Origin of the sequence: Nitrospirillum bahiense (assembly GCF_007828025.1) — a bacterium.
GTDB classification, from domain to species: Bacteria; Pseudomonadota; Alphaproteobacteria; order Azospirillales; family Azospirillaceae; genus Nitrospirillum; species Nitrospirillum amazonense.
Map to the genome: position 1 here is coordinate 204,583 of NZ_VITO01000002.1, position 19,520 is coordinate 224,102.

The window sequence follows — 19,520 nt, forward strand, 5'->3', positions numbered from 1 at the left end:
ACAAAACAGGGAGGAACCATGAAAGGACCGATCATCGGCGCGCTGGTGCTTGCGGGTTTGTGCGGCATGGCGCAGGCGGCCAGCCCTGGGGGTGCAGGAGGGGCGCGGCCGCCCATCGTCGCCGTCTCGCATCTGGCGATCTACGCGGCGGACATGGCGAAGTCGGAGGCGTTCTACGTCCACGACCTGGGCGCCACCAAGCTGCCGGATCCGGAGAACCCCGCCGGCGCGCGCTATTACTTCAGCCCCACGCAATTCGTGGAGGTGCTGCCCCTGCCGGTGGGGTACACGGGCATCAACCGCCTGGCCCACGGCGCCTTCAACACCCCCGACGTCGCCGCCATGCGCGACTATCTGATCGCCAAGAAGATCGCGGTGCCGGGCAAGGTGCAGCAGGGGTCGGACGGCAGCCGCTGGTTCGACGTGACCGATCCCGAGGGCACGGTGATGCAGTTCGTGCAGGCGCCGGCCACGCCGCCCAGCATCCCGGTCAACGCGCTGTCCAGCCACATGATGCATTTCGGCTTCATCGTCCATAACCGGGCGCTGGAAGACGGCTTCTACCAGCAGATCCTGGGGCTGCATCCCTATTGGGCCGGCGGGATGGAGGATGACAAGCCCACCTGGATTTCCCTGCAGCTGCCCGATGGCCGCGACTGGATCGAATACATGGTGGTGGGCACGCCGGACACGAAGGGCATCCCGCCGGACCTGTCGCAGGCCACCTTGGGCGTCTTCAACCATTTCGCCCTGGCCATTCCCAACGCAGAGGCCGCCTACACCCTGCTGTGGAACGGCGACCGGCTGAAGGGCCAGGACAATCTGCCCAAGATCGGGCGCGACGCGAAGTGGCAGATGAACCTGATCGACCCCGACGGCACCCGGGCGGAACTGATGGAACTGCACGCCATCGGCACGCCGTGCTGCACCCCGTTCGGCGCGCCGGATCCGGAGAAGTGAGCGGCGTCCTCAAGATTGGAAAGAACGAGATGAAGCATCGCATGACCGCGCTGGCCGTTCTGATGGCTCTGGCCACCACGCCGGCCTGGGCGCAAGAGGTGCCCGGCACTTCGCCCGCCAACAGCGCGCCCGGCACGCCCACGGCGCCGGACTGGGCCTATCCCGACTATCCCGGCCACCGCCAAGTGGCCCCGCCGGCGGGCTTCCACCGCCCATCGCGGGTGGAGGACACGCCCATCGGCCTGTTCGACGGTCAGGCGGACGTGGGCGGCGCCCTGGTGCCGGGGCAGGGAACGGTCCAGGACGGCCGCTACACCATCACTTCGGCCGGCTACAACATGTGGTACGGCCGGGATGAGTTCCGTTTCCTGTGGAAGAAGATGTCCGGCGACGTGTCGCTGGCCGCCGACGTCGCCTTCCCCAACCCGGTGGGCTACGGCGACCGCAAGGCCCTGCTGGTCATCCGCCAGAGCCTGGACGACGACGCGCCGGAGATGGTGGTGGGCCTGCATGGCACCGGCATGTTCCACATTGCCTGGCGCCCGGCCAAGGGGGCGGACATGGTCGACATGGAATACAAGGTCGGCAGCCGCGGCGCCCTGAAGGGGGAGGCCGTCGCCGGCCTGGTCACCCTGCATCCCCAGCGCATCGGCATGGAGAAGAAGGGCGACGCCTTCACCCTGTGGGTCAGCGAGCAGGGGGAGCCCATGCACCCCTACGGCGCCCCCATTTCCCTGAAACTAACCGAGCCCTTCTACGCCGGCATCGGCTTCGTCTCCCACCTGCCGACCACAACGGACACAGCGGTGCTGTCCCGGGTGATGCTGGAGAATGCGAGCGGGAAGGTACGTTAGGCGGGCATGCTGGCCCGGATTATCTCGTCAAGGGAGATTCCGGGCCGGCGTGGCCTGTGCCAGGCTGGAGCCAGATCGACCATCCTGCAAGGACCGCCCATGACCGCCCTGCTTCCCGCCGAGCTTGCCTGGTACGCCACCGGCCGCTTCTACGGCACCACGGACGGGGAACTGGCCGACTATGGCTATTTCCTGCACCTTCCGTTCGACGGGGTGCCGCTGTTCGACGGCACGCCGTCGGAGAAGACGGCGCATTTCACCTTCGCTGCCCGGCCGTTCAAGGCGGCGCAGGTCGACAATGGCGCGCTGACGCTGGGGCTGGATCCGGTGGGCGAATTCTCGCTGTACCTGCAGCGCCGCCCGGTGGCCACCTTCGACAAGCCGGCCTCTTTCATGGAGGGCGAGCGTATCGCCACGTTTCGCCGCGCCAGCCTGGCGGTTGGCACCACCGTGGCGGTCGCCGTCGGCGCCACGCCGGCGCCGGTGTTCGCCACCAACGTGTTTTCCGCGCGCCTGGTGGCCAGCGTCCCGTTCGACTTCGCCGGGGACCGCCATGACCTGGCGCATCACATTGGCCAGGGCATCACCCAGTTCGGCACCGCCGCCGCCACGCCGGTCACCCCGCCGCCGCCCGGCTATGACGTGGTCCTGCCCTTCACCGGTTCGGCCATCGCCCTGGGCTGAGCTCGGCTCTCACTGCGCCGAGCGTGTCATCTCCACCCGGTTGCGGCCGGATTGCTTGGCGACGTAGAGGGCAGCGTCGGCGCGGACGTAGAGGGCGTCCAGATCCTCGCCGTCGCGCAGTTCGGCCAGGCCCAGGCTGGCGGTGACGCGGATCGTTGCGCCGCCGTCGATCGCCACGCACTCGTCGCTGATGGCCTGGCGCAGGCGCTCGGCCAGCAGGCGGGCGCCATGGGCGGCGGTGTGGGGCATCAGCAGCGCGAACTCCTCCCCACCAATGCGGCCCACCAGGTCGGTGGAGCGCACATGGCTGGCGATGACGCGTCCCGTGAGGGCCAGCACGGCGTCGCCGCCGGGATGGCCGTGGGTGTCGTTCACGCGCTTGAACTCGTCGAGGTCCAGGATGGCCAGTGTCAGGGGCGTGCCATGGCGGCTGGCCAGCGCGATCATGTCGCGCGCCCGCTCCATGAAATGGCGGCGGTTGGCGCAGCCCGTCAACGGGTCGGTGGTGGCCAGGTGGGTCAGGCGGTCGTTGGCGGCGCGCAGGTCCGCGGTGCGGTCGGCGATCTGGTTTTCCAATTCCGCCTGCCGCCGGCGCAGATAGCTGGTGCGCCAGCGCACCACCAGCGCCACCGCCACCACCGCCAGCGCCACCGCCAGCAGACGCAGCCACAGGCGCTGATACCAGGCCGGCATCACGCGCAGGGGCAGGGTCAGGTCCCGCTCCGTCCACACGCCGTCGCGGTTGCTGCCCCGCAGGCGCAGGGTGTAGTCGCCCGGCGGCAGGTTGGTGTAGACGGCCAGGCGGCGGTTCACGTCCGCCTCGATCCAATCGGCGTCATACCCTTCCAGCCGATAGGCGTAGCGGTTGCGGGCGGGGGCGGTGTAGTCCAGGGCGGCGAATTCCACCGCCAGGCTGTTGGTCTCGGGCGTCAGCACCAGGGGACCGGTCGCGCCCACCCTGGCCACGGGCATGGGGTGGCCGCCCACCCGCAGGTCGGTGATGACCACCGGGGCGGGAAAGCGCCAGGCGGGCAGGGTGCCCGGGCGCACCACGGTCATGCCGCCCTTGGATCCGAACAGCGCCTCCCCCGCTGGGGTGGCGGCGCTGGCGCCCACGAAATAGTCGACCAGGGCGGAACCGTCGGCGCGGCGCACCGCGCGCACCTCCAGCGTCCCGGGGTCGATGCGGGCCAGCCCGTCGTCGGTGCCGGCCCAGATGACGCCGTCGCCGTCCATCGCCAGGCTGCAGACATTGGCGTGGGGCATGCCCTGGGCCAGGCCGAAGTGGCGGAAGCGCGGCCTGCCATTGGCGTCCCGGCCGGTCATCAGCGCCAGGCCGCCGCCGAAGGTGCCGACCCAGAGGCGGCCCTGGCGGTCCACCAACAGGCTGCTGACATAGGGGTCCGGCAGGCCCTGGGGGTCGCCGGGGGCAGGCGGGATGCGTTCCACGGTGCTGGTGGCGATGTCGATGTGGTTCAGGCCGTTGCGCGTGCCGACCCACAGGTCCCGCCCGGCACCGGCCAGCAGGGCGCGGATGGTGCGGTCGGACAGTTGGGCCTGGTCGGCGGCCGTGGCGCCGAACACCAGGCGGCCGGGCGTGCCGCCGGGACCATCCAGCGTGTAGCCGCGCAGCCCGTCCTCCTCCCCGCCCACCCACAGCATGCCGTCGCGGACGATGAGCGACATGGTGGCGGCTGCCGGGTCGCGGCCGCCGGGCAGGGTGACGCGACGAACGGCACTGGCCGCGGGGTCGGCGCGGTACAAGCCCCGCCGCGTGGCGATATAGACGCGACCGGCCTCATCCTGCGCCAGGGAGAAGACGATGTCGGGCGGTAGGGCGTCTTCCGGCCGGTTGGGATCGGGGCGCAGGGCCGCCACCCGGCCCCCCACCGGATCGACGACATCGATGCCGCCGTCGAAGTAGCCCAGCCAGGCCCGGCCATCCTGCGCCGACAGCAGGGCGAACACGTCACTGGCGCTCAAGCCTTCCCGCCGGCTGCCGCCGAAGACGGTGGCGACCAGGCCGGCGTCGTGGGGGTGATAGCTGAGGCCGCCGGTGCCACCCACCCAGATCGAGCCGGCGCTGTCGCGCAGCAGGGCCCAGATGTCGTCATGGGCCAGGCTGTTGGGCTGGGCGCGGTCGTGGCGTATGGGGCGCATGGCGCCGGACCGGGTGTCGATGGCGATGATGCTGCGGTTGCGCAGGCCCACCCAGATTTCATGCGGGCCCGAGGCGCAGATGGCGGAAATCCAGCCCGTCAGGTCGGTGGCGGCGGGGTTGACCGCCCGGGGGGCGGCACCTGGCCGGTCTATGGCGTATAGGCCGTACCGGATGGTGCCGACCCAGATGCGGCCCTCGCCGTCCTGGAACAGGACCGAGACGTTCGTTTGCGGCGTCTCGCCCAGCGCCACGGCCGTGAAGCCGTCGCCGCCGGGCTTGCGGTAGGCCAGGCCCTGCGCCGTGCCCACCCACAGGCCGCCGGCGCCGTCGCGCAGCACCGCCTGCACCCGGCCGGCGGGCAGGCCGCCCGCCTCCGGCGTCCCGGCGCGCAGCACGGTCACCGTGCGGCTATCGACGTCCAGGTGGCGCAGCCCGTCGTCGGTGCCGACCCACAATCCGCCTGCACCGTCGTCGGTGATGGCTCCGATGTCCGGCCGCCCCTTGATGGCGCCCAGGGGGATGGTCTCGAACCGGTCGCCGGCCGCGTCGTACAACGACAGGCTGTTGGCACCCACCCACAACCGTCCCTTGGGGTCGATGAACAGGCTTTTGATGAAGTCGCTGGGCAGGCTGCCCGGCACGTCCTGGCTCGCGGTGTAGCTTTTGAAGCGGTAGCCGTCCCAGCGGGCGAGGCCGCCCTGGGTTCCCACCCAGATGAAGCCGTCACGGTCCTGCGCCAGGGCGGTGGGCACGGGATGGGGCAGGCCCTGGTCACGGCCATAATTCTGAAACACCGTTTCGGCCAGGCCGGACCAGCGATCCGCCGGCGCCGCATGGGCCAGCGACGGCAAGGCGACGAGTCCAAGCAAGAAGATGATACGGCACAGCCGCAATCTACCAAGGACCAACCCACTTACCCGCTTCACGCTCAAGATGCTGCCGCCCATCGCCCGTTCGACATTGGAACCATAACAGGTATGACGTGTCTTAGCACCGGCGCGTCGCTACCAACACGCTATCTTCTGGTCAGGGATAATGGATATCCGTCGGATACGGAAAGGTTTTTCAAGGGACTAATTCAGCCAACCCTTGTGTGGTGGCCGCATTTCGGCACATCGTGCGTCCTAACAGGGGACCATGGGGGACATCCGTTGCGCACGTCATCGCTGGCCGTGTGGGCCGCCGCGTTGGTCTTTTCCACAGCATCCGTCGCCTTGGCGGCGGCACCCGCCGAGGCGCCATCCGGGAAAGTTGAGCCTCTGCGGGATCTGCCGGCGCAGGACGGCCTGATGCCGGTGCGGGTCGACAAGGCCGCCGGCAAGATCTTTCTGACCCTGCCGGCGCCTGCCGCCGATGGCGTGATGGCACGATACCTCTACACGCTCGCCCTGCGCACCGGCCTGGGGTCCGCCCCCACCTTCCTGGACCGGGGGCGCATCGGGCAGACGCAGGTGCTGGCCTTCCGCCTGCTGGGCGCCAAAGTCGCCGTCCAGTTCGAAAACCCGCGTTTCCGCAACCCCACGGCATCCGGTCCCAGCGCCGACTTCGCCACCTCCATCGTGTGGATGGGGGACGCCGTGCCCTTGCCCGACGGGCGGGTGGCGGTGGACATCGCCAAGTTCCTGACCGCCGACATGCTGGGCATCGCCAAGTCGCTGGGGCAGGAGGGCGACGCCATCGGCACCGGCGGCGCGCCGCAGGGGGCGGGCAAGGGCTTCAGGCTGGACGGGGGCCTCAGCGCCGCCGACCCCACCTCGCTCAAGCTGTTCCCCGACAACCTGGAGGTCGATGCCATCCAGACCTACACCTCCGACCATCCGGGGGCGGAGGTGGAGAACATCGCCCCGGACGCCCGCCAGGTCAGCTTCACCGTCCATCACAGTTTCGTGCGGCTGCCGGCCCCCGGCTTCACCCCGCGCGCCTTCGATCCGCGCATGGGCGGCTTCTCCACCCAGGCGGTGGATTATGGCCGGCCCCTGGGCCAGGACGTGGTGCACGATGTGGCCAACCGCTTCCGCCTGGAAAAGGTGGACCCGTCCGCCGCCCGCTCCCGCGTCAAGAAACCCATCGTCTTCTACCTGGACCGCACGGTGCCGGAGCCGATGCGCACCGCCCTGCTGGAGGGCATCAACTGGTGGGCCCAGGCCTTCGAGGCCGCCGGCTACCTCGACGCCTTCCGGGCGGAGCCGCTGCCCGACGGCGTGGACCCCATGGACGTGCGCTATAACATCGTCAACTGGGTGGACCGCGCCACCCGCGGCTGGTCCTACGGGCAGGAGATCGTGGACCCGCGCACGGGTGAGATCGTGAAGGGCATGGTGGTCCTGGGCTCCGAACGGGTGCGGCAGGATATCCTGATCTTCGAAGGCCTGGTGGGGGCGGACAAGGTGGGGGCCGGCGGGCCCAACGACCCCGTCCAGGTGGCGCTGGCCCGCCTGCGCCAGCTGGGCGCGCATGAAGTGGGCCATGCCCTGGGCTTCGCCCACAATTTCGCCGCCAGCACGCAGGGCCGCGCCTCGGTCATGGACTATCCCGCCCCGCGCATCGGCCTGGTCGATGGTCATCCCGATCTGTCGGACGCCTACGGTACCGGCGTGGGCGCCTGGGATAGGGCGACGGTGGACTGGCTGTACGGGACTGCGCCCGCCGGCCAGGACGACCAGGCGGCGGCCGACGCCAAGGCCGCGGCGGCGGTGGCCGCCGGCCTGCGCTATGTCCAGGACGACAATGCCCGCCGCCCGGACACGGCCCAGCCCTGGGGCGGCCTGTGGGACGACGGCGCCGATCCGGTGGCGGAGCTGACCCGCCTGATGGGCGTGCGCCGCGCCGCCATCGACCAGTTCGGCCTGAAAGCGCTGGCGCCGGGGGAGGCGGTGGCCGAACTGCGCCGGCGCTTCGTGCCCATATGGCTGCTGCACCGCTATCAGGTCAACGCCGCCGCCAAGTCGGTGGGCGGCGTCACCTTCGCCTATTCGGTGAAGGGCGACGGGCGGGAGGTGTCTGCGCCCGTGCCGGCGGAAACCCAGCGCGCCGCCCTGTCGTCCCTGCTCTCCACCCTCTCGGCCGACCAGCTGCGCGTGCCGGCCGGCCTGTTGCCCCTGCTGTCCGCCGCCCGCAACGGCAGCGACAACCGCCAGTTCGATATCGAGCTGTTCGCCACGGCCGGCGGGCCGGTGTTCGACCCGCTGGTGGCGGCGGACGTCGCGGCCTCCATCACGCTCAACACCCTGCTGGCGCCCACGCGTCTCGCCCGGCTGGCGGCACAGCACGCCGCCGACCCCCAGGCCCTGGGGGTGGCTGAGGTGCTGGAGCGGCTGACGGCCGCTGTGCTGCCGGACAGGAGCGATGCCGTCAGCCGCCGCGTCGCCTATCGCGCCATCGTCACCATGGCCCAGGTGGCCCGCCGTCCCGGCACCACGCCGGAGGTGGCGGCCCTGCTGGACCAGCGGGTGCATGAGGTGGCGGAGACCCTGGCGAAAGGCCGGGGCGATGCCGACGAACGCGCCTGGGCCCTCAGCCTGTCGCGCCAGCTGCTGGACCCGCAGCAGGCGGACAAGCTGCTGGCCGACCACCCCCGGTCGGTGGAGGTGCCGCCGGGCGACCCCATCGGCGGGGAAAGCGACTGGATGGACCTGCCCTGACCCGTCAGGCGCGGCCCGGCTGGGCGTGGAACCAGGCGTCGAAGCCAATGGTGCCCAGCCGGGGCGCGGGGCCAACCGGAACCAGGGAGCGTTCCTCCAGCCGGGTGCCGAAATAGCGGGCCTCGGCATCGCTGACCACGCGGCGCGGGTCATGCGTGGCGTCCAGGTAGCGGGCCACCAGTTCGTTCAGGCGCAGGCGTTCCGGCCCGGCGATCTCCACCGTGCCGTTGGCGGGCGGGGCCAGGGCGGTCTCCGCCATCAGGGCGGCCACGTCATCGGAGGCGATGGGCTGCAGGTAGGCCGGCGGCAGGTGGATGGCGCCGTCGATGGTACCGGCGTTGGCGATGCTGGGCAGGAACTCGAAGAACTGGGTGGACTGCACGATGGTGTAGGGGATGCCGGCGGCCTTGATCAGGCGTTCCTGCGCCAGTTTGCCCCGGAAATAGCCGCTTTCCTGCAGGCCTTCCGTGCCCACCACCGACAGCGCCACATGGTGGCGCACACCGGCCGCCGCCTCCGCCGCCAGCAGGTTGCGGCCGGAGGTCTGGAAGAACGCCAGCACCGCCGCGTCCTCGAAGGAGGGGGAGTTGGCGAGATCCAGCACCACGTCGGCGCCCACCAGCACCTGCGCTAGGCCGGCGCCGGTCAAGGTATCGACACCGGTGCTGGGTGCGGCGGCCACGGCTTCATGGCCGGCGTCGCGCAGGATTTTGACGGTCTTGCCGCCGATCAGGCCGGTCCCGCCGATAACCACGATCTTCATGATGCTACCCCTCGCTGTCGAATGCGCCGCCATCGCGGCCGCGTCGACCCTATGACGAGGGGGGATGGGGCCAGTGTGACATGGGGCCAAAAAAAGTTTGTGCCGTCGCGGCGCCGGGTCGCTAGGGTCGTCGCAAAATTGTTTGAACGGGGAAACGCATGTTGAAGGTTGCCATCACCCTGGGCATTGTCCCGGCCCTCGCCACCATCCTGGCCGTTGCGCCGGCCCTGGCGGCCCCGCCGCCCGACACCCGCGCCATCCTGGGCACGGTGGGCAAGGTGGTGTCCGCCAACGGCATCGACGAGGCCAAGGCGGTGGAGATCGGCGGTATCCAGCAATGGATCACCGTGCGCGGCAAAGACAGGCGCAACCCCATCCTGCTGGTGATCCACGGTGGCCCGGCGGCGCCCGAGCTGCCCACCCGCTATTTGTTCGAGGCGCCGTGGACCGACTATTTCACCGTGGTGGAGTGGGACCAGCGCGGGTCGGGCAAGACCTATCTGCTGAACGACCCGGCCAAGATCGCGCCCACCTTGAGCGCCGACCGCATCGTGCGCGACGCGGAGGAGCTGGTGGGCTATCTGCGCGCCACCTATGGCAAGCAGAAGGTCTTCGCCATCGGCCACTCCTGGGGCACCATCATCGGCCTGAACCTGGCCGCCCGGCGGCCCGACTGGCTGTACGCCTATATCGGCGCCGGCCAGATCATCGACACGGTGGCGGCGGAGAAGGTCAACTACGCCTGGGTGCTGGATGAGGCGCGGCGGCGGGGCGAGGTCCAGGCGCTGAAGGAGCTGGAAGGCATCGCCCCCTACCCGGAAAAGGACGGCAGCCTGCCCATCGACAAGCTGGGGACGGAGCGCAAGTGGTCCGTGAGGTTCGGTGGCCTGACCTATGGCCGCGACAATTACGACTATTGGGAAAACGCCGAAAGGATTTCACCGGACTATTCCGATGCCGACTTCAAGGCCATCGACCAGGGCAGCGGCTTTTCCCTGCCCAAGCTGCTGCCCGACCTGGCTGGGGCCAACTTCACCGGACTGACGAAGCTGGACTGCCCCGTCATCATCTTCGCTGGCCGGCATGACTACACCACGCCGTCGGAACCGGTGCAGGCCTGGTTCCGCAAGCTGTCGGCCCCGTCCAAGCGCTTCGTCTGGTTCGAGAACTCCGCCCATATGATGTATGGCGAGGAACCGGGCCGGGTGCTAGTCCATCTGGTGCAGGACGCCCGGCCGCTGGCGGCGGCCGTGGGCGACGTGGCGCCGGAGGTGGACGGCCCGTGATTGGGCCCGTGGGTTGAGGCGCCCCTGAGCTGAAGGAGGAGGGGCGATGATGCGGCTGAACGACGATCTGACCGTGCGTACGGCGGTGCATGCCGGTGGCATGGATTGGGTGCCCAGCCCGTCGCCGGGCGTGGAGCGCCGCATGCTGTCGCGCATCGGGGATGAGAAGGCGCGCGCCACCTCCATCGTCCGCTATGCCGCCGGCAGCCGCTTCCCCACCCACGGCCACCCGGGCGGGGAGGAGTTCCTGGTGCTGGACGGCGTGTTCCAGGATGAAACGGGCGATTTCCCCGCCGGCACCTATGTCCGCAATCCGCCCGGCACGGCCCATGCCCCCGGTTCTGTCCCCGGCTGTGTCATCTTCGTGAAGCTGTGGCAGTTCCGCGCCGATGACCAGACCCGCGTTGTCCTCCAGCCCGGCGAGGGCGAGGCGCTGCCCGTCCGCCCCGGCGTCGAGCGCGCCCTGAGCCTGTTCGCCGATGGGCATGAGGAGGTCCGGCTGGAGGACTGGCGGCCGGACTCCGAGGTGCGTGTGACCAATCCGCAGGGCCTGGAACTGCTGATCGTGGCCGGCGGCTTTATCGAAAAGGGCGAGGCGTTCCACTCCCAGTCCTGGCTGCGCCTGCCCGCCGGCCAAGACCTGGTCGTCCGTACCGGCGGGCAGGGCGCCCGTGTCTGGCTGAAGGCCGGGCCGCTGCTGCACCCCGATGTCTGCGCCTTCTGATCAGGCCAGGACCGGCGCGCGCCGGGCGGGCCAGAAGCGGCTGTTGCGCAGCAGGCCGGCGGAGACCAGCGACACTAGCACGCCGACGGGGAAGATCTCATTGAAGGTCAAGGAGAGGCGATAGAAGGGGTTGGCGTACTTCGCCCTCATCTTGTCCATCTCCGCCGTCAGGGCGGCCAGAGCCTCGTCCGAGGCGCCCTTGGCCTTCTCCTGGCTGATCATGGCCTGGGCGTAGTCGTTGACATAGTCCATGTGGTTCACGGCCTGTGTCACCTCCCACGCCAGGGCATAGATCACCCCGCCGACGACACTGATGCCCAGGCCCAGGAACAGGGCGGGCCAGAAACGGATGACGCCGCCCAGGGCGGTGTCGCGGTGTCGCTTCACCGCCAGGAAGATGGTGCTGAGCGCCACCAGCATGGTGGCGTAGCCCAGGGCCATCTCCACGGCCATGGGCAGGTGCCCGTGTGGGACAGTGGTCAGGACCCCCATGGCCAGGCCGGAGATGAGGCCGGCGGCCAGGCCGTAGGTGAGGATTTTGCGCAGCATGCGAACGCCCCTTTGGCTCCGTGTGATCCGTGCCCCTCACTGGCCCGCAAACCCGGCTGCGGGCAATCGCCCGAACGGGTGATTTGGCCGGAATCACCCCTTCATTCAGGGCACTAGACCCAACTCGCGGGCGCGGTTGACGGCGTCGGTGCGGCGTTGGGCGCCCAGCTTCTCGAACAGGCGGGCCAGGTGCGTCTTCACCGTGTTGGGTGAGATGTCCAGCACCAGCGCGATCTCCTTGTTGGAGCGCCCGGCCGCCAGCTCACGCAATACGGCCATCTCGCGCGCGCTGATGCCCAGCCCGGTCTGGGCCTGGACGTTGCCCTCGGCTGGCAGCGGCGGGGCGGGGCGCATGAGCCGCATCCCCACCATCACGCCCAGGGCCAGGAAGGCCGCCGCGATCAGGAGGATATAGATGTCGTCGGAATGGGCGCGGGCCAGGCGCTGGTAATCCAGCCACTGCAGGACCGCCGTGCCAACGGCCAGCGCCAGGCCATAGAGCGCCACGCGCCGCGCGGCCGGCAGCCAGTCCGCCCGGCGCTGGAGCGCCGCCCGCACTCGCTGCGGCAACAGGCGACGGCGCATGGCTTTCCTTCAGGCTGATCGGACTAGTCGCCATGAAGGTCCGCCGGGGGCCGCCCCGCTGTCAAGGTGGCCCCTGTCAAGATGGCCTCAGCCTGCAGCGTAGGCCACGGCGATGCGGGCGGCCAGGGCGGCGTTGTTCTTCACCAGGGCGATGTTGGCCGTCAGGCTGCGGCCGCCCGACAACTCGTTGATGCGGGCCAGCAGGAAGGGCGTCAGGTCCTTGCGGCTGATGCCCCGGGAGTCGGCCTCCGCCACCGCGTCCGTGATGGTGCCGTCGATGAAGGCCGGGTCTAGGGCGTCGGCCTCGGGGATGGGGTTGGCGATCAGGATGCCGGTGCCGCAGCCCAAATCCCGATGCAGGCGCATGGTGGCGGCGATCTCCTCCGCGCTGTCCAGGCGATGGTCGGCCCTGTGGCCGCTGCTGCGGGTGAAGAAAGCGGGGAAGTCGTCGCTGCCATAGGCGATGACGGGCACGCGCTGGGTTTCCAGGAACTCCAGCGTCTTGGGGATGTCCAGAATGGACTTCACGCCGGCGCAGACCACGGTGGTGGGCGTGCGGCCCAGCTCCGTCAGGTCGGCGGAGATGTCGAAGGTGGCCTCCGCCCCCCGGTGCACGCCGCCCACGCCGCCGGTGGCGAACAGGGGGATGCCGGCCAGGTCGGCGAGGCGCATGGTGGCGGACACGGTGGTGCCGGCGCTGCCCCGGCGCACCATGACCGCGGCGAGATCCCGGCTGGACGCCTTCACGACACCCTTGGCCTGGGCCAAATCCTCAAGCTCCGCCGCTGTCAGGCCGGCGCGGGCCACGCCCCGCACCACGGCGATGGTGGCGGGCACGGCGCCGTTGGCCCGCACCACATCCTCCACCGCCAGCGCCGTTTCAAGGTTGGCGGGGTAGGGCATGCCGTGGGTGATGATGGTGGATTCCAGCGCCACCACCGGGCGGCCGGCGGCCAGCGCGTCGGCGACCTCGGGGCTGAGGACGGGCTTCAGGAGGGGCATCGGGGACCTCAAATCGTCAGGCGGTGCAGGTTGGCGGCCAGCAATTGCGGCGAAAGGCCGGGATGGACGCTGGCTTTGCTTTCGGTGGTCAGGGCCCCCACCAGGGCGCCCGTCCTGGCGGCGGCCAGCAGGCCATCGCCGGCCACCAGGCGGTGCAGGGTGCCGGCGATCATGGCGTCGCCGGCGCCGGTGGTGTCGACGGGCTGGGCGGGTACGGCCGCGAAGGTGGCGGTTGTGTCGCCGTCGGCGATGGCCGTGCCCTGGGCGCCCAGGGTGACGACGGCGCCGGCCGCCCCGTGGGCGCGCAGGTCCTGGGCCGCCGCCCACGCGCCATCCAGCCCGGCATGGTGGCTGCCTAGCAGGGCGTTGGCCTCATCCAGATTCATGAACAGCAGGTCGATGCCGGTCAGGTCTCGCGGCAGGCGCGCCAGCTTGGGGATGGAGACGGCGTCGATGGCCAGGTGAAAGCCGGCGCCCCGCCGCCGCGTGACCAGGGTCGCCACTGTCTCCGCCGGCAGGTTGCAGTCGGCGAAGACCCAGCTGGCCGCCGCCAGGTGTGGCCAGGCGCGATCCAGCAAGGCGGGGGTGAACAGATCGAAGATGCGCATGTCGGCGGCGGCCACGGCCAGGTCGCCGTCCGGGCCCAGGATGGCGGCGTATTCGGCGGTGGGGGCCTCCGCCGTGGTTGCCGCCTGGCTGACGTCCACGCCGATGGTGCGCAGGTGGTTCAGGATTTCGCGCCCCGCCTCATCCTCCCCCACCAGGGAGACCAGGGCGGTGGGCACCGCCAGGCGGGCCAGGTTCTCCGCCACGTTGCGGGCGACACCGCCGGGGCTGCGCACGCCGGTCACGGGGTTGGAGGTGGCCGGCACCAGGGGGGCCAGCGCCTGGTACTTGCGGTCCAGCACCGCCCCGCCCAGGCAGACCACGCGGCGCCCTGCCGGCAGGATATAGCCCCGGCCCAGCAGCCGGCCCTTCTGCGTCAGACTGACCACGTGGGCGGCGACGGTGGAGCGGGCCAGCCCCAGGGCGTCGGCCATGTCCTGCTGGCTGACGAAGGGGTTGGCCTCGATGGCGGCCAATACCGCGCGTTCCTGGTCGCTGAGGTCGGTCATGGAGTGTCCGGCGCGGGAGATCACAAGGGGTTATAAACATATGTTCTCAAGAAAACATATGTTTTATGGCGACCTCGATCATTCCCAGGACCGTCGTGCCAGTTCCCACAGGTTGAGTAACCGTCTTGTAAGAACTCGTGACACAATACCCTCTTGGCCGAACGCGCGGCGGCATCCATACTCCAGGTTGTTAATTTAATTATTAATGCGTTCATGGCGGGTAAATTGCCGAACGCTCTGGAGGGGGACGGGATGCGGCGATCGATGAAGGCGATAGCCCGGCGGGCTAGCATGTGCGCGGCCGTGGCGCTGGGGGTGGGGCTGTCGGCGGCGGCCGGCGCGCAGACCGTGGCCGATGGCGCGAGCGCGCAGGTGGAAATCCTGGTCCATGGCGATGCCCGGACGGGCACGCACTTCGACTATGTCACCTGGGCACCCAGCCCGACTTTGGTGCGCGTCCGCCCCGGCACCCTGCCGCCGGGGGCGACCGTCACCGTGGTGCTGACCAATGGCGCCGCCCCGGCCGAGGGCAAGGGGCATGTCAATTTCGCCTTGACGGCGGACGAGTACAAAAAGGCGGTGGAGGGCGGCGGCGCCAAGGACCAGATCACCCTGACGCTGAAGGGCGACGGCACACCCCAGCCCATCGTGGTGGCCGGCGACTTCCCGCACTTCAGCCGCGACGACAAGGACACGGCCATCGTCGCCCACCAGGGCAGCGCCACCGGGCCGGTGGTGGGCGGCGCCCAGGTCATGGTGCGCGTGCGCCGCAATGAAGAGACGCTGAGCGCCGAGGAGCGCAGCCGCTTCCTGTGGGCCCTGGCGGCCCTGCGCTTCCAGAAATCGCCCGACCCGCGCTGGCGCGACACCTACACCTTCCTGGTCGACATGCATGACATCGGCGCCCGTGGCTTCGCGGAGCCGGCGGACATCGGCTATCCGGACCAGGAACACAAGGCCGCGGCCTTCGTCGCCTGGCACCGCGCCTTCCTGCTGGAGCTGGAGCGGGCGCTGCAGAAGGTGGACCCTTCGGTCACGTTGCCCTACTGGCCCATGTACTACTCGCCGGGCAAGGATGGGGCGACCGTGTTCCATGCCGACTTCACCGGCGCCAACACGGTGGCCGGCGATCCGGACTTCATGGCCACGGACCTGATCCGCTTCGACGCCGGCAACCCGCTGTACGGCTGGAACATGCCGGGCCGCGGGCCGCTGATGCGCTGGCGGCAGGATCGCAACAACGTCAAGCTGTTCAACACGCCGGGCATGCTGCTGGACAAATCCAAGGCGGGGCTGAAGTCCAACTATTCCTTCATGGCCGGTTCGGTCGAGGCCAACCCCCACAACATCGGGCACGGCTGGTCCGGCGTGTGGATGTCCAACTGCATGATCTCACCCAGCGATCCCATGTTCTGGCCCTTCCACACCTATTTCGACTGGCTGTGGGCGGCCTGGCAGCAGCATTACGACCGCTTCCGCTCCGACGGCGCCGACCCGGCGCAGTACTGGCCCAACGACGCCTATGCCGATGGCAACCCCAGCAGCAAGACCAACCCGCTGGGCCACCACTTGCGCGACACCATGTGGCCGTGGAATGAGGAGATCCAGCCCAAGCCGGTGGCGACCTTCAGCGCCCGCCGGCCGCCGCAGACCGTGGGCGGACCCTTCGCGCCCTCCGGCGTGCCGGGCCTGTGGCCGCAGGCGCCGGCCAGGCCCACGCCGGGTGAGCTGATCGACTATGCCGGCTACGTCACGCCCGATACCGACGCCGGCGTGGGCTATGACAACCTCCCCTGGTCGCCCAAACAGCAGAGCCTGCCCTTCCAGGGCGACGTGGCGCCCACCGCCACGGCCTTGACCACCTTCCTGGCCAAGGACCGCCCGGTGGCGGAACGGGTGGAGCAGGCGGCGCAGGTGGATCTGGCGGCGGCGTCCGACACCGGTGCCAAGAGCGCCCTCCAGGGCGTGGCCCTGGCGACCGCCGAGGATCCGGAGGTGCGCGCGGCCGCCCTGGACATTCTGGCCCGCGTCGATACAGCCTATGCGGTGGAGACGGCCTACAAGGTCGAGGGCGACGCCAAGCACCCCACGCTGGCCCATGCGGTGGAACGGGTGCGCGCCATGGAGATGTTTGCCAACCGCCCGGTGGACATGCCGGCGGAAACGGCGCCGCCGCCCGCGCCCAAGACGGTGTCGGTGCTGGACAAGGGCCTGTACGCCACCGCCCGCAACGGCGTGCCCGACAACAACCCGTGCGTCGTGGGCGGCCTGACGGTGGAGTTGCAGCACTTCCTGGCCAAGCCCACCGACGCCGTGCGCATCTTCCCGCAGGACGCGACAGCCTTCGTCGCCTCCACCAACCTCTTCGAGGCGGTACCGGCCGCGAACAGCCACCATGTCCATGGCAAGGCCAACGCCAGCTGCGCCACGCCCTTTGACAAGGCCGTGACCTTGGACACCATGCGCGGACTTCTGAAGGCGAGTGCCACGACGCCCACCAGCGTGGGCATTGATTGGTGGAAGACCAAGGCGCTGGCCGCCACCGTGCTGTCCCACAGCGGCGACGCGGCCACCATCAGCCTGGTGAAGGGCTTGGCGGCGGATGCCAAGGCCACAGTCGACGCCCGCGCCGCGGCCGTGAACAGCCTGCGCCACCTGAACGAAGCGGCCTTCGAGACTGTAGTGGGCAGCCTGGACCGGGACCGGACGGCGCCGGCGGAGCTGAAGGCCCAGGCCATCGCCGCCGTTGGCGCCTATGTCCTGGACCACGGCCGCGACCTGCCGGCAGACCGGCGCGCTCGCCTGGCCCACCTGCTGGACATCCTGTCGGCGACGTCACCGGCGGAGCAGGCGGCGCTGAAGACCGCGCGGCAGATGCTGGCGCTGGCCGCTGGCTGACTTCGTTCATTCCATCTCCACCTTTGGGCGGCGCGTGACCCGCATACCTCGCCGCCCGGCCCGCATGAAGGAACATCCCCATGGCCAACCCGCCGACCTTCACCGACGTGCAGACCATCCTTTTCACCATCACTGCGTCCCAGGACGACGTTCAGGCGCGGTATGAGATTTACGGCCGCCACGACGCCCAGGGCCGCTACAGCTGGGAGACCGAGCCGGAACTGCTGGCCTCCATCGCCAACCCTTATGGTGGCGGGCAGGTGAGCAGCGATATCCAGCTCATTCCGGACCTGCCCTACGCCACCCTGAGCGACGCCCAGATCACGGCGCAGTGCGCGCTGGTGCGCATGTTGTCGCCCGGTGCGGACGGCAGCCCCGCGCGTATGCCGGTGCTGAGCCCCGCCACGGCCCGGCGCCATGCCACCGCCGATGAGCTGGCGACCATCCGCGACTGGCTGCGCACCCTGCCATATCCGCGCGGCGCCTGAGGGCCGAAGGCCGCGACTCACGCCGCCACCCCATGGATACCATATCCTAATTCCCGGCGGGCGGAGGGTCCCGCTGGTTGCGCTCGGGGCCGCCATGGGGCCATTCATCAACCCAGGGTCCGGCGCAATTGGCACCCCGATGCCGCAGGGGATGCCATGGACTTGCGGGGGCGGTGGCGGCCATGGTCTAAAAGTCGCCATCAGGCACAAAGATGCCGACCGTTCAGGGGGACCATCCTTCATGCGCATCACTACGTTCGTCTCGTGCTTCGCCCTGCTGATGGCCATGGGCGCGCCCACCTATGCCGCTGACAAGCCCGCCGACAAGCCGGGCAAGGAGGCGCCGAAGGATGACGGCGAGCTGGCGCCGTTCCCGGCCCCGAAGTCGGTCAAGCAGACGGCCACCATCGCCGGCAAGCGCGTCGAGTACACGGCCACCGTCGGCTCCCTGCCGGTGAAGGATGAGAAGGGCAAGACCATCGGCGAGGTGGTGTACACCGCCTACACCGTCGCCGGTTCCGGCGCAGCCGCGCGCCCGGTGACCTTCGCCTTCAACGGCGGCCCCGGCGCCTCCTCTGTCTATCTGAACCTGGGGGCCATCGGCCCGAAGCAGGTGGCCTTCGGCAAGGCCGGCGACAGCCCGTCCGACCCGGCCATTCTGAAGGACAACGCCAACAGCTGGCTGGACTTCACCGACCTGGTCTTCATCGACCCCATCGGCACCGGCTTCTCCCGCACCAAGGTGGATGAGGAACAGACCAAGAAGGCCTTCTACACCGCCGATTCCGACATCCATTACCTCAGCCGCATCATCTATGACTGGCTGCTGACCAACAACCGCCTGACCAGCAAGAAGTACCTGGTGGGCGAGAGCTACGGCGGCTACCGCCTGCCGCGCCTGGCCTATTACCTGCAAAGCCGCATCGGCGTGGGCGTGTCGGGCATGACCCTGGTGTCGCCCTACCTGGACCCGCCGGCCATCGGTGAGGCCGACGCCCTGTCGCCCCTGCCGTGGATGATCAACCTGACGGCCATGGCCGCCGGCAATTTCGAGCGCCAGGGCAAGCCCCTGAACGAGACCACCATGGGCCCGGTCGAGAAGTATGACCGCACCGAGTTCATGCAGGATCTGATGGCCGGCCCGCGTGACAAGGCCGCCACCGACCGCCTGTCCGCCAAGGTGGCGGAGCTGACCGGCCTGGACCCCAAGCTGGTGCGCCGCATGAACGGCCGGGTGGACATCGGCACCTACCTGCGTGAAATCCACCGGGCCGAGGGCAAGGTGGGCTCGGTCTACGACAGCAACGTCACCGCCTTCGACCCGTTCCCCTCCAGCGCCGAGGCCCGGTACAACGACCCGCTGCTGGACGGCCTGATCGCCCCCACCACCTCGGCCATGGCGGACTTCGTCACCAACCAGGTCGGCTGGAAGGTGGAGGCGCGCTACAACGCCCTGTCGTATGAGGTCAACAAGCTGTGGGACCGGGACGACACCGACAACCCCGTCACTGACCTGCGCAAGGCCATCGCCAACGACCCCAAGATGGCGGTGACCATCGTCCATGGCTGGAACGACCTGTCCTGCCCCTACTTCGGCTCGCGCATGCTGATTGACCAGATGCCGACCTACGGCGTCGCGGAGCGAGTGAAGCTGCGCATGTACCCCGGCGGCCACATGTTCTACGCCCGCCCCGACAGCGGCGCCGCCTTCCGCAAGGACGTGATGGCGATGTACGACGCGAAGTGAGATTGAACCTGAGGTAAAATGAGCGCCGGCCGGGACACGCTCCCGGCCGGCTTTTCATTTGGG

Annotated in this window: 15 protein-coding genes; 9 read left to right on the forward strand and 6 right to left on the reverse strand. The window is 69.6% G+C overall.

The features are described from left to right. The first annotated feature begins 18 nt into the window (after window positions 1-18). The 3 genes from FBZ88_RS03580 to FBZ88_RS03590 all read left to right on the forward strand — a co-directional run bounded on the left by FBZ88_RS03580 (window position 19) and on the right by FBZ88_RS03590 (window position 2,498). On the forward strand, window positions 19-960 hold the full coding sequence (locus FBZ88_RS03580; protein WP_211102499.1) for a VOC family protein: 942 nt from the start codon (window positions 19-21) through the stop codon (window positions 958-960). A 29-nt stretch (window positions 961-989) separates the two neighbouring features. After that, on the forward strand, window positions 990-1,814 hold the full coding sequence (locus FBZ88_RS03585; protein WP_246138477.1) for a biopolymer transporter Tol: 825 nt from the start codon (window positions 990-992) through the stop codon (window positions 1,812-1,814). Window positions 1,815-1,913: 99 nt separating this feature from the next. Further along, window positions 1,914-2,498, forward strand: coding sequence for a hypothetical protein (locus tag FBZ88_RS03590; RefSeq protein WP_145615468.1), 585 nt, complete (start codon window positions 1,914-1,916; stop codon window positions 2,496-2,498). Window positions 2,499-2,507: 9 nt separating this feature from the next. On the opposite strand, the gene FBZ88_RS03595 is transcribed toward FBZ88_RS03590, so the two are convergent. Further along, on the reverse strand, window positions 2,508-5,528 hold the full coding sequence (locus tag FBZ88_RS03595) for a ligand-binding sensor domain-containing diguanylate cyclase (RefSeq protein ID WP_211102500.1): 3,021 nt from the start codon (window positions 5,526-5,528) through the stop codon (window positions 2,508-2,510). A gap of 282 nt (window positions 5,529-5,810) precedes the next feature. Between FBZ88_RS03595 and FBZ88_RS03600 the strand changes: the two genes are divergently transcribed. Next, window positions 5,811-8,300 (forward strand): zinc-dependent metalloprotease, encoded by a 2,490-nt coding sequence (locus tag FBZ88_RS03600; RefSeq protein WP_211102501.1) that lies wholly within the window; start codon window positions 5,811-5,813, stop codon window positions 8,298-8,300. 4 nt (window positions 8,301-8,304) lie between these two features. Here FBZ88_RS03600 and FBZ88_RS03605 read toward each other — a convergent pair whose 3' ends face one another. Then, window positions 8,305-9,063, reverse strand: coding sequence for an SDR family oxidoreductase (locus tag FBZ88_RS03605; protein ID WP_145615471.1), 759 nt, complete (start codon window positions 9,061-9,063; stop codon window positions 8,305-8,307). A gap of 158 nt (window positions 9,064-9,221) precedes the next feature. Here FBZ88_RS03605 and FBZ88_RS03610 point away from each other — a divergent pair, with 158 nt between their 5' ends. Beyond that, window positions 9,222-10,349: an alpha/beta fold hydrolase gene (locus FBZ88_RS03610; protein WP_145615472.1), complete on the forward strand. Its 1,128-nt coding sequence runs from the start codon at window positions 9,222-9,224 to the stop codon at window positions 10,347-10,349. 46 nt (window positions 10,350-10,395) lie between these two features. After that, on the forward strand, window positions 10,396-11,073 hold the full coding sequence (locus tag FBZ88_RS03615) for a cupin domain-containing protein (RefSeq protein ID WP_211102502.1): 678 nt from the start codon (window positions 10,396-10,398) through the stop codon (window positions 11,071-11,073). On the opposite strand, the gene FBZ88_RS03620 is transcribed toward FBZ88_RS03615, so the two are convergent. From FBZ88_RS03620 to FBZ88_RS03635, 4 genes are all read right to left on the reverse strand, one after another. After that, window positions 11,074-11,622, reverse strand: a complete 549-nt coding sequence (locus tag FBZ88_RS03620; RefSeq protein ID WP_145615473.1) for a DUF4199 domain-containing protein — start codon at window positions 11,620-11,622, stop codon at window positions 11,074-11,076. A 105-nt stretch (window positions 11,623-11,727) separates the two neighbouring features. Continuing rightward, entirely contained in the window at window positions 11,728-12,207 is a 480-nt protein-coding gene (locus FBZ88_RS31235; protein WP_145615474.1) for a helix-turn-helix transcriptional regulator, read from the reverse strand. An 87-nt stretch (window positions 12,208-12,294) separates the two neighbouring features. Beyond that, window positions 12,295-13,209: a pseudouridine-5'-phosphate glycosidase gene (locus FBZ88_RS03630; RefSeq protein WP_145615475.1), complete on the reverse strand. Its 915-nt coding sequence runs from the start codon at window positions 13,207-13,209 to the stop codon at window positions 12,295-12,297. A gap of 8 nt (window positions 13,210-13,217) precedes the next feature. After that, on the reverse strand, window positions 13,218-14,324 hold the full coding sequence (locus FBZ88_RS03635; RefSeq protein WP_145615476.1) for a carbohydrate kinase: 1,107 nt from the start codon (window positions 14,322-14,324) through the stop codon (window positions 13,218-13,220). A gap of 264 nt (window positions 14,325-14,588) precedes the next feature. On the opposite strand from FBZ88_RS03635, the gene FBZ88_RS03640 reads away from it, so the two are divergent. The 3 genes from FBZ88_RS03640 (at window position 14,589) to FBZ88_RS03650 (ending at window position 19,457) form a co-directional block, all read left to right on the forward strand. Continuing rightward, window positions 14,589-17,222, forward strand: a complete 2,634-nt coding sequence (locus tag FBZ88_RS03640; protein ID WP_186464184.1) for a tyrosinase family protein — start codon at window positions 14,589-14,591, stop codon at window positions 17,220-17,222. Window positions 17,223-17,302: 80 nt separating this feature from the next. After that, the gene (locus FBZ88_RS03645) at window positions 17,303-17,710 is read left to right on the forward strand and encodes a hypothetical protein (RefSeq protein ID WP_145615478.1); all 408 of its coding nucleotides are present in this window, start codon (window positions 17,303-17,305) and stop codon (window positions 17,708-17,710) included. A gap of 241 nt (window positions 17,711-17,951) precedes the next feature. Beyond that, window positions 17,952-19,457, forward strand: a complete 1,506-nt coding sequence (locus FBZ88_RS03650) for a S10 family peptidase (protein ID WP_145615479.1) — start codon at window positions 17,952-17,954, stop codon at window positions 19,455-19,457. Window positions 19,458-19,520 lie beyond the last annotated feature (63 nt).

Excerpts from the sequence above, each read along its gene's own strand:
- FBZ88_RS03650 (WP_145615479.1), top strand. The coding sequence starts at position 17,952 with ATGCGCATCACTACGTTCGTCTCGTGCTTCGCCCTGCTGATGGCCATG.
- FBZ88_RS03645 (WP_145615478.1), top strand. The coding sequence starts at position 17,303 with ATGGCCAACCCGCCGACCTTCACCGACGTGCAGACCATCCTTTTCACC.
- FBZ88_RS03615 (WP_211102502.1), top strand. The coding sequence starts at position 10,396 with ATGATGCGGCTGAACGACGATCTGACCGTGCGTACGGCGGTGCATGCC.
- FBZ88_RS03635 (WP_145615476.1), bottom strand. The coding sequence starts at position 14,324 with ATGACCGACCTCAGCGACCAGGAACGCGCGGTATTGGCCGCCATCGAG.
- FBZ88_RS03640 (WP_186464184.1), top strand. The coding sequence starts at position 14,589 with ATGAAGGCGATAGCCCGGCGGGCTAGCATGTGCGCGGCCGTGGCGCTG.
- FBZ88_RS03610 (WP_145615472.1), top strand. The coding sequence starts at position 9,222 with ATGTTGAAGGTTGCCATCACCCTGGGCATTGTCCCGGCCCTCGCCACC.
- FBZ88_RS31235 (WP_145615474.1), bottom strand. The coding sequence starts at position 12,207 with ATGCGCCGTCGCCTGTTGCCGCAGCGAGTGCGGGCGGCGCTCCAGCGC.
- FBZ88_RS03580 (WP_211102499.1), top strand. The coding sequence starts at position 19 with ATGAAAGGACCGATCATCGGCGCGCTGGTGCTTGCGGGTTTGTGCGGC.
- FBZ88_RS03620 (WP_145615473.1), bottom strand. The coding sequence starts at position 11,622 with ATGCTGCGCAAAATCCTCACCTACGGCCTGGCCGCCGGCCTCATCTCC.
- FBZ88_RS03590 (WP_145615468.1), top strand. The coding sequence starts at position 1,914 with ATGACCGCCCTGCTTCCCGCCGAGCTTGCCTGGTACGCCACCGGCCGC.
- FBZ88_RS03630 (WP_145615475.1), bottom strand. The coding sequence starts at position 13,209 with ATGCCCCTCCTGAAGCCCGTCCTCAGCCCCGAGGTCGCCGACGCGCTG.
- FBZ88_RS03585 (WP_246138477.1), top strand. The coding sequence starts at position 990 with ATGAAGCATCGCATGACCGCGCTGGCCGTTCTGATGGCTCTGGCCACC.
- FBZ88_RS03605 (WP_145615471.1), bottom strand. The coding sequence starts at position 9,063 with ATGAAGATCGTGGTTATCGGCGGGACCGGCCTGATCGGCGGCAAGACC.